Origin of the sequence: Streptomyces sp. SID13031 (assembly GCF_010548305.1) — a bacterium.
Classification (GTDB): domain Bacteria; phylum Actinomycetota; class Actinomycetes; order Propionibacteriales; family Kribbellaceae; genus Kribbella.
On sequence record NZ_JAAGLV010000035.1, the window covers coordinates 1 to 14,740 of the forward strand.

The 14,740-nt window shown below is 58.4% G+C and carries 9 protein-coding genes; 6 read left to right on the plus strand and 3 right to left on the minus strand.

Going from position 1 to position 14,740, the window contains the following annotated elements:
• Positions 1 to 589: 589 nt before the first annotated feature.
• Positions 590 to 1,138 (plus strand): hypothetical protein, encoded by a 549-nt coding sequence (locus G3I17_RS38410; RefSeq protein WP_164604196.1) that lies wholly within the window; start codon positions 590 to 592, stop codon positions 1,136 to 1,138.
• On the plus strand, positions 1,122 to 2,372 hold the full coding sequence (locus G3I17_RS38415; RefSeq protein ID WP_164604199.1) for a DUF262 domain-containing protein: 1,251 nt from the start codon (positions 1,122 to 1,124) through the stop codon (positions 2,370 to 2,372). The genes G3I17_RS38410 and G3I17_RS38415 overlap by 17 nt, the downstream gene beginning before the upstream one ends.
• Positions 2,373 to 2,747: 375 nt before the next feature.
• Here G3I17_RS38415 and G3I17_RS38420 read toward each other — a convergent pair whose 3' ends face one another.
• The gene (locus G3I17_RS38420) at positions 2,748 to 4,628 is read right to left on the minus strand and encodes a serine/threonine-protein kinase (RefSeq protein ID WP_164604201.1); all 1,881 of its coding nucleotides are present in this window, start codon (positions 4,626 to 4,628) and stop codon (positions 2,748 to 2,750) included.
• Here G3I17_RS38420 and G3I17_RS38425 point away from each other — a divergent pair.
• From G3I17_RS38425 to G3I17_RS38435, 3 genes are all read left to right on the plus strand, one after another.
• On the plus strand, positions 4,608 to 5,435 hold the full coding sequence (locus G3I17_RS38425) for an abortive infection family protein (RefSeq protein ID WP_164604203.1): 828 nt from the start codon (positions 4,608 to 4,610) through the stop codon (positions 5,433 to 5,435). The genes G3I17_RS38420 and G3I17_RS38425 overlap by 21 nt on opposite strands.
• A 1,114-nt stretch (positions 5,436 to 6,549) precedes the next feature.
• Positions 6,550 to 7,335, plus strand: coding sequence for a polyprenyl diphosphate synthase (gene uppS / locus G3I17_RS38430; RefSeq protein WP_164604205.1), 786 nt, complete (start codon positions 6,550 to 6,552; stop codon positions 7,333 to 7,335).
• The gene (locus tag G3I17_RS38435) at positions 7,287 to 9,791 is read left to right on the plus strand and encodes a PEP-utilizing enzyme (RefSeq protein WP_164604208.1); all 2,505 of its coding nucleotides are present in this window, start codon (positions 7,287 to 7,289) and stop codon (positions 9,789 to 9,791) included. Before uppS ends, G3I17_RS38435 begins: the two co-directional genes overlap by 49 nt.
• A gap of 62 nt (positions 9,792 to 9,853) precedes the next feature.
• Here G3I17_RS38435 and G3I17_RS38440 read toward each other — a convergent pair whose 3' ends face one another.
• Positions 9,854 to 12,151 carry a hypothetical protein gene (locus G3I17_RS38440; RefSeq protein ID WP_164604210.1) on the minus strand — a complete coding sequence of 766 codons (2,298 nt, stop codon included), beginning with the start codon at positions 12,149 to 12,151 and terminating at the stop codon, positions 9,854 to 9,856.
• A gap of 310 nt (positions 12,152 to 12,461) precedes the next feature.
• On the opposite strand from G3I17_RS38440, the gene G3I17_RS38445 reads away from it, so the two are divergent.
• Entirely contained in the window at positions 12,462 to 13,166 is a 705-nt protein-coding gene (locus G3I17_RS38445; protein ID WP_164604212.1) for a glycosyltransferase, read from the plus strand.
• A gap of 620 nt (positions 13,167 to 13,786) precedes the next feature.
• Here the strand turns inward: G3I17_RS38445 and G3I17_RS38450 are convergent.
• Positions 13,787 to 14,692, minus strand: a complete 906-nt coding sequence (locus tag G3I17_RS38450) for an SDR family NAD(P)-dependent oxidoreductase (RefSeq protein WP_164604214.1) — start codon at positions 14,690 to 14,692, stop codon at positions 13,787 to 13,789.
• Between the last annotated feature and the right edge of the window lie 48 nt (positions 14,693 to 14,740).

Consider the following 14,740-nt stretch of genomic DNA (forward strand, 5'->3'; position numbering starts at 1 on the left):
CAGCAACCGGGGCAACTGGCAATGGCCAAGACATGCCGGGCGCGACCTTCGTTCAGCCTTGAGTGACGCCTGACGACCGTGTTGCCCCGAGTTCGCAACGAGGAGGCCAGGGGTTCGAATCCCCTCAGCTCCACCCAAGGTAAGAGGCCGGTCTCCCGTTCTGGTGACCGGCCTCTCGTATGACCTGAGTGACTAACGATGTCGGGGCAGGATCACGTCCATCGCTTCGGCTCCCTCGGTTAGCACCGGCCGCAGCTCGTGCCGGTACGCGGTTTCGGTTACCCGGGTGCTGCCCGACCAGCTGCGAAATCTGTTTGATCTGTACGCCACTGACGCTGAGCAACGACACGAATCTGTGTCGCAGCTCGCGAGGCTCCAGTCCGCCGCGGCCAGTCCGGGTGTCATGGCAACGACACGACGGAATGCGCGCCGGACGTTCGCAGCGTCGCGGAAGAGATGAGGGCCTAGGATTAAGCGCGTGTCCGGAGCCTCACCAACCGCCGCCTCATCGAGCTCGCTCTATCCGTCTGAGTCCGACCTCCTTGGCGTCACAGAGCTCCCCACGTGGATCGACCGCAACTTCTTGCGGATGGACCCGTACGCGTTCGACTCGCCTGCGGGCAACCTCTTCCCCGAGTTTGTGCACGACGCAGCGCAAGGTTTCGGGGTCGACCCCAATGGCATCTACTGCATCGGCTCAGGCGCGATTGGCTTGTCGTGCAACCCGAACAACGTCCAAGAAGGACACTTGAAGGCGTTCGGTGCCGGTTCGGACCTGGACGTCGCGGTGATCTCACAGTTTCACTTCGACCAGGCTTGGCGAGACCTACGCGTGCTGGCACACACGGCCTACACGCCGCCCTCGAGCAAGAAACTGCGCCAGAAGCTCGACCACCAGCGGTCGCGGCTATTCGACGGTGCGATTGTTGCCAACAAGCTGATGGACCGCCTGACCTTCGGGCCGCACTGGAGCCCCCATCGAATTAGGCTGCAACTCGAGTGGCGTGATCGCCTAGCCCTGAGTAGCAAGATGAACCTTTGGATCTACCGGGACTACTGGAGTGTCCGGAGCTATGTGGCCGAAGGCATGCAGAAGTGCGTAGAGAGGTTGAGGAGCTTCGATGACGACTCAGTTTGACCCGCAGCTTGCAACCGCACCCCTCGCGTACAAGGTCAATGCCTTCGTCAAGGCATGGACAAGTGACCCGCCGAGTCTGGTGCTTCGCCCGGCGTTCCAGCGCAACATGGTTTGGAATGACAACCAGCGCAGCTATCTGGTCGACACCATTCTGCGGGGCCTGCCGGTACCCGAGGTCTACATCCAGAATGACACATCGCCTGACGGCGATGACCAGATCGTCGTCGTCGACGGCCAACAGCGAATCAGTGCCTGCGTCGACTTCGTGCTCGACGGCTTCGCCCTGACTACAGACGAGGAGATCGACCCTGAGTGGCGGGGCAAGAGGTTCTCCGAGCTCAGCGACCCCTTGAAGGCGCGTTTTCGCGGATTCGTATTCGTCGCGCGCCAACTTCCCAACCTGGGTGACGCAACGCTCCGCGACATCTTCCGCCGGCTCAACCGAACCGTCGAATCGCTCGAGCCGCAAGAGCTGCGCCACGCGGCGTACACCGGCTCCTTCATCCAGTTGGTGGAGCGCGTTGCCGCGAGCGATGGTCTCGATGAGCTCGGCGTATTCAGTGCTCGTGACACGCTGCGCCGCCGTCACGACGAGTTCGTCTCCGAGGTGTCGTTCGCCGCTCTACTAGGGACGCTGCCGAACAAGAAGGAGGGACTAGACGAGAGCTATATGACCTACGAGCGGCAGGGCTTTCCTCCTGATGTCCGCGACGACCTCGCTCGGCGATTCGGTCGTGTTGACCTGTTCTTGAAGCGCAACGGCGGGTTACTCAAGCGAACGCGATTCAAGAACAAATCCGATGCCTACTCGCTGCTCTACTTTCTCCTGCGTCACGCGGACCAGATCCCGGCGGCCGACAGTGTCAATGAGGAAGTGTTCATCGATGCGCTCCGCAGCTTCTCCGAGCAGGTCAACCAGATCAAGCGTGCGGAGTCTCTCGGCAATTCGACCGAGGAGGTCCTCACCAAACCCCACGGTAAGGACGCGGCGAAGTATCTGCGCGCCGTTGAGCGCGCTGCTAGCGACCGACTCAGCCGCGTGCGGCGCAACGAGGCGTTGGAGGCAGTTCTGGGACCTCTCGTGGCCGAGTACGCGGTAGTGCCCCTCACTGCCGACGACGCAGCCTGGTTAAACGGTGCTGCAGAGGAACCGTTGAGCCCCGAGGAGCGAGCTGAACTTGACGAGGAACTGGAGCAGGCCCAGCGCGTGATCGCCGACGAGGCCGAGGACTGACCGGTCGGTCGGGCACGACTGGACGGGATCACCGTATGGACGTTGCGCATAATCAAGCCGTCGCGCCCGCGGTAAACGCATCGGCTGGACGCGGTGAAGGCAAGGCGGTCAGGACTATCTCGTGTCGAGTCCAGCTTGACCGCCGAGCGTAACACCTACCCAACTTTCCGCGATCACCTAGAGAAGTTAACAGTGCTATAAAATGCAATCTTGCGCGTCGACCGGCTGCTTTTGACCATCCAGATTCGACTGGCGAAGTATCTGCCGGAGTTTGCTCCGGTCCGGACACCGAGCAGGCGCACACCGAATCGCCTACCAGAGATCTGATGCGCCGTCATCCGTATGCAAACCCGCGCCGCAATGTGGGCGCGGGGATTAGTCTATCTGGACCCCATCCATATTGAGCTTGCTGCAGAGCACCTTAACGATGTGAGACGGTGTAAGCGGTTCATGTCGCCGGGCAAATGGGTGAGGCAATGTCGCGCCTCTCGGGTTTTGTCGCAGAATATCTGTCTCTAAACTGCCCCAATCTGTCGATGCCATCCGGATTCCTCCCCAGATGGCATTATGGGCAAACTGGGCAATGTGCCAAGACGGGACACCTTGTTCATTGGGGAGCGCTAGGATATTCGCTGAGCGCTCACCGGGCTCGGGAATCTCGTCACCCTTCAGAACGAAGATGCCAATGATGAGGGGGTTCGATGAAGCTGGCGGTGTAGCTTCGAGTTGGAGCCAGAGCTTGCGATCGTCCGCTGAGAGTGACCACTGAGTCTCGCCGTCACTCTCAAGTTGTGAATCGGGCACGATCCGCTTCGCGAGGGCGGCAGCTTGTGTCCAGATGCCGTTCAACGCCAGTGTCGCCTGCCGCTGAAGGTCCGTAATCTCTGTGAGCTGCTCGGTCTTAGCCTGTCGTTCAAGAGATCGCAGCTTTGCGCGGGCGTGAATCTCTTGTAGCTCTACCTGAGCGGCGCTGAGGCCCTCTTGGCCTTGAAGCTGTAGCAAGATCTCTCTTGCGTCAGTCCCACGAGCACCGGGCTCCTTGGCCAGGAGTTGGTAAATCAGGCTGCTGAGTCCAGGATCCATGTTATCCGGCAGTGTCGGCGTAAAGCTCGCGTGCATCGATGCATAGTTTGGTCCGGGGAAGGCAATCCTCCCTGTTGCCAGTTCGTATGCGACGCAGCCGAGTGCGTAGAGATCGCTTAAGAATGTCGATGTCCATGTCTTGAAGACTTCTGGTGCTTTATATTCCAGTGTGCCACCACCCGTGAATGAGTGGGAAGCGGTGCCAACGTCGGAAAGGCGGGAGATTCCAAAGTCTGCAAGGATCCATCTACCGTTGTATTCAAGGATGTTGTGTGGCTTGATGTCTCGATGAACTACCTTGCTCCGATGGAGCTCGACAAGGCCGTTAGTGATATCAATGAATATTCGCCGTGTCTCGTTGGTGGGCAGGCCCGTCGGTGCCCTCGCAATGAGATCCGCGAGGCTTCGTTCCGCCTTTGGCATAACGATTAGCAATGCGTCATTGACGTATGCCCAGTCGATGATTGGCAGCAGGTATTGGGCGCCAACCCCCGAGAGTCGCTGAGCGACCTCGATCTCACGGTTTACCTGTTTTCTCTCGACCGCTTCTTTCGTAGGCGTGTCTGAGCTGAACTCAACGCGCTTTACTGCCAAAGATCGGCGTTGCTCATCCGTCCCCGAGTACACCGTGCCATAACTTCCAGGACTACCTAGGCGGCTGGTTGGGTCGTACCAGAACCTCGTTCCGCTTTGGCCCTGGAACTCAATGAGCACGGTTGAATCTGGATCATCCGTGCCATCGGCGGCCTCTAAGGTCCTGATCAGTTGCTCTTCGAGGAGTTCTCGTTCAGAGTTCACTTCTCGATACAGTTGATCAGGTGGCACGTTGTTGGCGACGAGATCTCGGTGGCGTCGGGATTGCGATTGAGCCACTGAAGTCCGACTGACCCCAAGTGCGACTAGCACCTCTTCGGCCTTACTCCGCCAACTGAGGTAGCTCTGTAGTAGCTGTACCGCGGCAGCCGGCATGGGGCCAACCTGCTGTAGTTCGTTTTGGCCTTGCTGGATGACCGCTTTCGCCCGGTCGGTGAGGTATGTCGCCGCAGGATCTTCGCTTGGACTCACTGGGGTAGTTTGACACTGTCCGCCGACAATCTTCTCCCGGCCGGCCATGCTGGTGTGGGAAGAGCGCAGCTCAGGCAGGATGGCAGCATGGAGTTTGACGACGAGCATGGCGCATCGGCCTCTTCGAGCGACCCAGCGAACGCCATCGATCTGATCGAGCAGTTGGCGGCGAAGTTGGTGGCCGCTGCGAACCCGCCGAACATCAACGATAGAGGTGATCCTGCTGGGTACAGCCGGATGCATCGCCGCCTGAATCAAACGCTTAGCCCAATGGGGGTTAGGAATCCGTTCCCGTGGCCGACATTGGTTGAGGGCGTGGCTGCTGCGAAACTGAAGGCGACCGGCGTTGGCTCGCACAGTATCCGGAAGGACTACTTCCTCCAACGTGCCCAAGTAGCCATAACCGCCCTTGAGAAACGAGCGCGTGATGACGCCGCCGGCGACATCCGCAGGGCGATCGAGACACTCGGGAGCGAGGCCGCTGCGGTTCTGCGTGACGTCTCGGCGATCAGAGCTGAGCTGGTCCGTATCGAAGGGTCTTTACTGTCAGACCCTGCAGTTGCGATCGGCAAGGCCAAGAACCTAGCTGAGTCTACGGCCAAAGTCGTGATGCGTGAACGTGGTCAGCTATTCGCAGACAAGGATGATGTCGCAAAGCTCGCACGAGGTGCAATGGTTGCTCTTGGAGTCGACCGAGCGACGCTGGCAGTCCAATTCAAGCCGCAGGCCGAGGTCATGCAGGGCCTGCTTGGCCTCGTGCACAGCCTAGGACACTTGAGGAATAAACTCGGTGATGGCCACGGCCCCGAATCGGCGGATCCTGGCCTCGATCTCAGGCACGGACGCCTTGCGGTCCGTGCCGCTATCGCTTGGTCTGCATTCATGATCGAGACGCTTCAGGATGACTTCCGGTAAATCTAGCTGAAGGATCCGCCTCGTTATCTGGCGGTGGTGCGCCGCACTAGTCGAGCATCTTGATGTCACGTACCGGTATCTGACGCACGATTTCTAAGCTATCTTGGTCGATCAGTCGACCGCACTTGAAGCACGCGTAGAGGCTGGTTGTCCACTTGTCCAGCGCAGGTTCGACTTCTTCATTCCGGTCGTTGATTGGATAGAACCCATGTTCGCTCGGGTTGTTTCCGCATAGACACTCGAAGCCACCTTGTTTCCGTGTGACTCTATCTGGCGTTTGCGTAGGTGATGCTAAATTCATATAATTCAATTTTAACATCAATTGCATATATGTGCAGGCCGACGAGTGAGCGCGATGCAGTTGGCAGCTATTAGTAACTGTTGCTCGTCAGCGACCCTTGATGCGTCGGCTCGCCGGCATGGTCTTCGTATCGCGGGGTTTGCCGATGCTGGGAACGCGCCAGTGGTTGAGCGCGCAAAGTTCTATCGCCGAGACCTTGGCAACTGAGCGTGCTCGGTGCATAGTGCCTGGATAGTTGGCGGGCTAATCGCTCGCCGCCGCGCCGAGTCCTGTGGGGGACGCTCATGGCCGCGAACAACGTTGGAAGCCGCCGTGGCGAGGCAGGGGGCCTGTTGAAGTCAGAGTTGGCATAGTCGTTGCGCACAAGAAGCTGTCGGCGAAGCAAGTGACGGGCCGCCTGAGTATCTACATCGACAGGGGTCCCACTAAGTGACTCATCCCTGCGCACCTCTGATTCGCACTCCATTTCTCCGCAGCGTCCTGACGATCTTCGTTTCGTTGAAGCCCATCCGATACGCGCGACGACCGGTCGTCGAGGCGGGCAAGTCGAGACCGATCGGTTGATCGCTGTCGTACTAGCGCGACTTCAATCGATGATCCGACGTCCACAACCATGATGATGCCTTGAACGTGACCGCTATAAGAGTCATCGATCAACACCACCGAACGACTTTTTGCAGTATTGTGTTTGACGCGGCACCTCCCGTGATCAACCTGCGACAGCAAGCCTGTCGGCGGTCCGCGAGAGCGGTGTGACAGACGGCGTCTGCCTTGTCGTGTTCACCTGCTTTCCCACTCAAGGGGGAAATTAAAATGCGAATGGTCGAACCGGACGAAGCAGCAGCAATAGGCGATGGCCCTCTTCCCGTTCACGTAGCCATCGTGATGGATGGAAACGGGCGGTGGGCTACCTATCAGGGACTAGACCGCACCAAGGGACATTTCGCAGCGAAGCAGCCAGCATTCGACTGCATAAACCTCGCACTTGACCTTGGGATACCTTGGCTATCGATCTACGCATTCTCGCTTGAGAACTGGACGCGGCCAGCTGAAGAGCTAGATGTTCTGCTCAGCTATCCACAATGGGCATTCACCCGAAAGACCGTGGACTCGTTAAAGACGAGGGGGGTCAGGTTCCACTTCATCGGCGATCTGGCCGATGAACGCGTCCCGCCGGAAGCGCGTGCATGGTTCACTAGGCTTGAGCAAGAGACATCACACAATGACGTGCTTGAATTGGTGGTCGCATTTAACTATAGCGGCCGAACGGAGATAGTCGAAGCTGCAAGGCGCGCAATTCTGGCTGGTGTAGCGCCAGAAGACCTCGATGTAGAATTGCTTTCCAGTTTCATGCACCTGCCGAACATGCCTCCAGTGGATCTTTTGATTCGAACGAGTGGCGAGCAGCGAATCTCCAATTTCCTCTTATGGCACATCGCATATAGTGAATTTGTCTTCTTTGATACGCTGTGGCCGGATTTCAAGCGCGGTCACTTCCAATCTGCACTTGCAGAGTTTCAGGTACGACATAGGCGATACGGTGGCCTTCCATGGCTGGCTCGAAATCCGGCAACGCGGAGTCAGGAGCAGGCCACGTAGTAGAAAGAAGGAAGCCAATGGGGAAGATAGTCGTCCTTGGCCAGTTGACCGCGTGTCCAGCGGAAGTGTTTGGACCGAAGGCAAGCCGGCTGCACGACCTGCTACTCAGAGGCTCGCCAACTGTTGGCGGGTTCGCGCTAGCGGCTGAGGAGCATGTACGTCATCTGAAACGAAACAACCTGAGCCCGGAGGCTACCTGCGACGAGGTTGAGCAAACGTCGCTAGAGATGCACCTCGCGCGGGAACTTGGTTACGCCGCTGTCGGACTCGGAGGGAGGCTGGCAGTACGATCTTCGGCACTGAACGAAGATGGACCGTCTCAATCGCAGGCGGGCAAATACCTCACACTTCTGAACGTCGAGCCGAATGGACTGATGGAAGCAATAGTCAAAGTCTGGGCATCCGCACACAGTCCGCGACTACCAGCTGGTCAGAAATTCGTGCCTATGGGCATCATTGTCCAGCCAATGTTGGTGGCTGACGCATATGGTGTGGTAGCGGGCGCGAATCCGCTCACAGGCGGGACCAGTGCCGTGATTGAGATTGGCGCCATGCCAATGACGGTCACATCAGGCCAGGCTGTAGATGAAAGGTACGAGGTGCGTCACGATCTGACTGTCGATCCTGAACCGACAGCTGACAGTCTGGCGTCGCTAAAGGCATTGCGCAGCGCGGCGACTATCGCGTGGAAGATGCGGGACGACGAGCATCAGGAATTTGAACTTGAATTTGGCTGCACCGACGAAGGAATCATGATCCTTCAGGCGAGGCCGATCGGAATACCTGAAACGAAGGCCACGTTGGATCCCCCTCCACCGCCTGGCAACTGGATCCTTGATCCAGTGCACTACCCGCGACCCCTCACGCCTCTGTTTGAATCGATCTTTGCCCCCCTTGTGAGCAAAGTCAGCGGAGAGGTATTTGCGGAATATGGCGTCTTCGCGCGTTCAATTGAACTGAAGAGCATATATGGATGGCCGTACGTTCGAGTAGTCCCACTTTCAGATATCGCTGCACCGTCCCTGCCTGGTGCCCTAATTGGCCTCGCCACCAGAGTCCACCCGCAGCTACGAGATCGCACGTCCGCGTCAGAGTTTGCCCTGACCAGGAACCTGCCGGCCAAGCATGTAGCTGATTGGCAACAGACAGTGGCGCCTACGGCGCTGGCGTTCCTCTCGAACCTGAGCGATCAGCGTATCCAATCATTCAGCAACGATAAGCTGAGGGGCTCTTTAACTGTAGCTTTGGAGCAATTGGAATTGGTCATGGTCTCAAATTATCAGACGGACTTCGCGCATCTAATTCCTCTTGCACGATTTGTCAACATGATGCGACATCATCACGGGTGGGATGACGCAACGTCATTAGTCCTGGTGCATAGTGGCGCCGATTCGCGTGCGCTCTACCCGGCCGCTATGGAGAACCTCGCGTCGGAGTTCGCGCAGAATGACTCAGTAGAAGAGCGGCTACGGTCGGTCGGTAGCGGCGGACTCGATTGGGTGGCCGGCAGCGACGAAAATGCCCGCCGAGTCTGGGAAGATCATCGCAAGCGTTGGAGCTTCACCCTACTCGGTTATGACCTGGACGAACCAACCCTCGGTGAACTGCCCGCGCTTGAACGACGCACGCTCATTGCGATTCTTGATGGCGCGAGAGAGCGTCCGAGGAAGGCATTGGGTGACTCGACTGCCCTCTCGAATAGCGAGAGAGCGCAGTTGATAGATGCGCAGAAATGGTTCCACATTAGAGAACAGGGCGAGTCGGTCAAAGCGGGTGTCCTCGGGGCGATTCGTGTTCTCGCTCTAGAGATTGGTCGTCGGCTAGAGGTGGCTAGCGTGGTGCCACATGCTCAGACCGCGCTATATTTCACAATTGACGAACTGAGATCTGCCTGCCTAGACGCGACGGCCGTTGCAGGCTCAATCCCATCCGATAGAGAGAACGAGCGGAAGCGTCGGTCTGCAGAGACTCCAGAACGAGAGTTTGGAAGGCCGACGAAGAGAGATCCCGATCTAAGGTGGTTGCCGAAGGCTTCCCGGGACGTCCACAGCGCCGTAATGCTACTCGGTCAGAACGAAATTCTGCCGAGCATCATAGGTGCGGTCGACACGCTTCTGGGTCGTGCCGCATCGCCTGGCACTCACACGGGGAAGGTGCGCATTATCAGAGACGCGAGCCAATTGAGCGGTGTAGAGGACGGGGACGTAATCGTTGCCGCTTCAGCCAGCTCCACTTGGTCTAGCGGCTTCTGGGTAGCTGGCGCGCTGGTTACCGAGGCGGGGGGACTACTCTCCCACTCGGCGATCGTGGCCCGCGAGATGGGTATCCCTGCAGTGATCGGCGTGGAGGCTGCCACGACCAAGCTCCATGACGGTGACCTCATTACGGTTGACGGGGCAGCCGGAAGGATCATTCGGCGCCTGAGCGCGGGAACGGATGGCCCGATCGAGGAATAGAGGCCACTATCACTTTGGGCGGGTATTGCTATCTCTGTCGCGGATACCATTTCGAAGTATGCTCAGGGTATGGGCGGCCCACCGGGATCCGGGCGATGCGATTGAGTTGGCACGTGAGCGAGGTTTGCCAACCTGTCCTGTAACGCTCCATGGCGAAACTGATAAGCGGCACCGACTTGCCGCAGTACGCCACGTGCATAGGCATCGTCGAGGAAAGTCATGAGAGCCCATGGCAATTTTCCACGTAGCGTCGGCCATACTCGACCTATTGTGTACGAGCCCCAGGAGCTAGTGAATGCGAGAGCAAGGGAGATCTCCAGCCATAGCCAGAGTCCGCACATGATCGCGAGGCCAGAATCCGAGGCATCGCTCTGTGATGTCGAGAAGCCGGCTAGTGCGCCGCCGAGCGGTCCAAGAAGCACGCCTACAGCGACACCAATCAGGGGTCTGGTTCTGAGAGCAACGACGACGGTCGAGCCTAGGGCGACGGCCAATCCAATCACCACGCCGACCCTAACGTCCCGTTGCAAACCCTGCTCGCTGTACAGCCCAATCGCTAGGCTAACAGCAATCCCACCGAGGGGGCCCACGCCCAGAATGCGGATGAGAAGGCCGGCACGATCGGACGAAAGCAGGGATCTCGGGTTCGCCGCTTGTTTGGTATCGACCGGTCGCTCCAGAAGGAATTCCAAACCGGACGCGAGGCCGCCGGCTGTTCCTACTGCAACACCTGCGATTAGTGCGGCGCCTTGGGGTAGGCGAAGTAGAAATTCGAGGATAATACCTATCGCTAATCCGATAGTAAAGCCAGCAATGAAGCGCGGTGCGCCAGCCTTAATGCGCACCTCCACGCTGCATGGATGGCTGACACCTATGATCGGGGCGAGAAGCGGAGCTGCTAAGGTGGTCACCCCTCCCACAAATATTGCAGACCGTGTGCCTGAGAGAATTGCAAAAGAAACCGCGCTGATCGTCCCCGCTGATATGCCGAACAGTATCCAATACAGGGGTGTTGGTATAAGCCTTCCGAACTCCCACCACGCAATCTCGTTGGTTTGTCTATGTCGAAGATGGTGGGCCAGGTAGCGCGACCAAACTTGCACGTCGTGCCTCCGCCATTGGTGGCGCACCGATGAACTCAATGCCTCATCATAAACCGACGGTACGAGTTGATCCAATAAATAGCTTTCGATCATACTGCGGTCAACCAGCAACGGATCAAGGAGGTCGTCCGGATCTCTGCCCGCGAGGCTATATGTGTCCCGTGCCAGAGCGGTCATTAGTGGCGTCGAGAGGGCATTCGCCAATGCGCCATCTGGGCTAGAAGCTAGCACTGACATAACTGCATCCCATTTATGGGCTAAGCGATCGGGGGTGGCGTGTATGAGGTACGCCATTACTTCATTTGTACCCAGTGGCCGCAGTTGGATTACTGCCGCTCGCGCCAGCGGCTCGGCTATTGGCTGGCCTTTCTTAGTGTTGGTAGCGTTTGGCGAATCGGCCGGTGCAACGATAGATGCGTATTCTGTCGTACGGCAGGTAACGACGATTGGAGCTGCTGTCTCCCTGCCCGGAGCGGCCATCGCATGGTTCAAGGAGTGGATGGTCGACGGTCGCAGATATTCGGCAACCTCGTCCAAGCCATCTAGCAAGGGCATAATCTGTCCAGTTTTCAACATCCAGAGTGCGAGAGAGGTACCCGGCATCACCGACGGAACTCGTAGCCAGATATAGGTCTCTTCGAGCCATGCCGCCATCCAACTTTGCAGATGTTGTTTGCGCGGATTCCAAGAAGCGATAGGGAATAGCACCGGAACGGAATCGCCGTTGCTTCTGCGCCTAAGTAATTCAAGTGTAAGTAGCAATGCTACAACGGTCTTTCCGGAGCCAGGCTCACCAAGTACGACGAGTCGGCGTGATGGTAGCTTCTCGAACACATTGGCGATCTCCGGGAGCCGCCCTGTCAAATATTTGCGGCGAGCCTTAGCTTCACTGCTGATCTGGTAGGCGCCAGACACAATTGCTGATAGGCGATCGGATAGCTGCGGATCTGCCGCCGACCATTCGACCGCTAGTGGAAGAGGGCGTAAGAGTCCGCGTGCCTCCGCCTCCTCCGACCATTGCACCTCAACTGCATTAGCCAACTGCTCAAGCATGTGATTGTTGGGAAGTTCCGCGCTGTTTGTCCTTGCCTTGGTGGACCATGGGATGAGGCTGATCAAGGCAATGATTCCCGCGATGGTTCCCCAGACCGCGTTGAGGCCTTCAAGCTTGTGTCCGTTCTTACTCCAAACCCAGGCCGAGACACCGACTGCGCATATGGCTACGGCAGCGACAATAAGGCGGCGGAGAGGAATCATGCCGCTATGATGGTCGATCCCGGCTTGATGCGGAAGGGTTGACGCCGATCCGCGGCCCGAAAGTAGTCGCCGCCTAAGATCGGTCTTGAGGTGCCAGTCGTGTGCCTCGAGACGAAGAGGGCCTCGTTCGGACGGGTCGAGTGGTGAACTACCTACAGGGATACCTGCTCCGCCGCCGGCCGGCCAACCGCGCTTTGCAGACAGGTTCACCATCGGTTACATGCCGCAACTTGATTGCGCCGGAATGGTCGCAGACATCTGAAGCCTTTTGACGCGATCTACATTGTTCGAGTAGTGATATTATAGACGGATGAAGGTGTCGGTTGTTGTTCCCGCGCATAACGAAGCGTCGACCTTATCTGAGTGCTTAAGCAGTTTGGCTCGCCAGGAGACTAAGCATTCGTTCGAGGTTATAATTGTTGATAACGCATCGACTGATTCGACGGCTTCAGTTGCCAATTGTTGGCGTGACCGCTTGTCTCTGCGCGTGGTGACGGAACCTTGTAAAGGGCGTGGTGCGGCTCGGTGTAGCGGATTCTTAGAGGCTCATTCGGACATTATTCTCTCCACAGATGCTGATACGGTGGTCCCTGCCGATTGGGTGGATCGGCTTGTAGATGCACTCATGGAAGTCCCGAAGGCTGCTGCAGTAACAACATCTTGCTACATTACCGATGGGACCAGGTTTACAAACTGGGCAATGAGAGTCGGCATGCCTATTTCGTTGCGCCTGTATCGGGTGGTTGTGGGTCATTATCTCCTTACGGGTTCGACTTTCGCTATTTATCGTCAAGCCTACGAAGCTGCTGGTGGGTTTGACCGATCTATCTCAATGCTGGAGGATGTTGATCTAGCTTTTCGTGTATCAAGAATTGGAGTCATCAGATATTTGCCGACGCCAAGGGTTAGAACCGAAGGAGATGTTTTCCGGCGAGGCTATCTGCGCGGATTTTGGCATTACTTCTTGCCTTATTTGAAACGATATGTCTTTCCCCGGATCGACTTAAGACGCTGAGTGAGGCGCCAGATGAGTGTCCCGTGATCCATGTCAGTGACAGTTGTCGGCAACCGGCCGACCAACCAACAGCGGCAGCCTCGCCCCGTCCAGACGAACAGGTCAACCGCTTACTGAAAGACTAGGGCTAGCTGGATCTACCATGCTGATCTCGCAGGCTGATGCCTCGACTGATCAGTGACTTGCGCACTGTTTCGCCATCGACGCCGAGTCGCTCACCGACGCGCTTCAATGACAGTCCGGTCGCATATAGTCGTTCAGCCTCCGCCTCCTGCGTGGGCGGGAGTCCCTTGGGGCGCATCTGGATCCCGTGCCTCCGCAGTATCGAACCAGCTGTCTGTGGGTGGATACCAAATCGCGTGCCGAGCTCACGGAGCTTGGCTCCGGCTTGGTATCCGGCGATCAGTTGAGTTATCTGCTCGGTGCTGAGTTGCCTAGCTGTCCGAGGCCGTCGTCGCGGTCTGGTGGCTGGCTCTGGTGCTGAGTTCGGCTTCGGGAGTTGTTTGATGAGCCGTTCTAGGTCCCTGAGCTGCGCGTTTGTGTTGTAATACGGTCCCCGCAGGTCCACCCAGAACCACAAGGCCGGTCTCCCGCTCGGGAGCCGGCCTTCTGCGTTAGGTTCATCGTTCGCTTGTGGGGAATTCGAAGGTGACGTCGGTCAACTGCTCGGACTGGGTCCATAGGCGCGCGGCCAGTTCTGGATTCCCGCTGTTTTGTGGTGGTGACACTACGACGGGTCGGCCGAAGATGCCGAGCTTCGGTCCGTAGTACTGGCCGCCGAGTGCATCCGGGTCGGTGGCCGCGCGTATGGCCGGGCGTGCGGCACGATCCTTTCCCTGGATGGGCAATGGCAATCGGAACTTCGGCGGCCGGTTGATCCCGGGGCGAGCCGGGCTGAACGGGTTCAGACCGAGGCCGGGATGCGCCGCGATGGCGCGGACGTCCACTCCGGACGCCCGCAATCTGCGATCGAGCTCGAAGGCGAACAGCAGGACTGCGTGCTTGGACTGGGCGTACGCCTTCTGCTGTGTGTAGGACCGCTCGCTCTGCAGGTCTTCAGGGTCGAACTTGGCCAGCTTGGTCGTGAGGCTGCTGACGAGGACCACTCGGCTGCCTGGCGTGGCGGCGAGGATCGGCATGGTCTGTGCGGCGAGCGCGAAGTGTCCAAGGTGATTGGTGCCCACGACGAGTTCCAAGCCCTGGCGCGTGGTCTGGCGCTGCTTTCCTGCGGTGATGCCCGCGTTGTGGATCAGCCCGTCCAGGCGGTCCCGTTTGGACAGTTCAGCCGCGGCCGTGGCGACCGAGTCCAGGTCGGCGAGATCGAGCGGCAGGGTGGCGGCGACTGCTTTGCCGGTTTGGTTACGGATCGCGTCGGCGGCGGCCCGGGCACGGTCGGCGTTCCTGGCGAGGATCACGACGCCGGCGCCCGCGGCGGTCAACTGTTCGGAGATGAAGTAGCCGATTCCGGCGTTGCCGCCGGTGACCGCGTAGGTCCGGCCGGTCAGGTCGGGCGTTTTCCAGGTCATCACAGGGCCCATCTGTCGGAAGCCATCTTTCGGGCAAGCGCCGGCCGC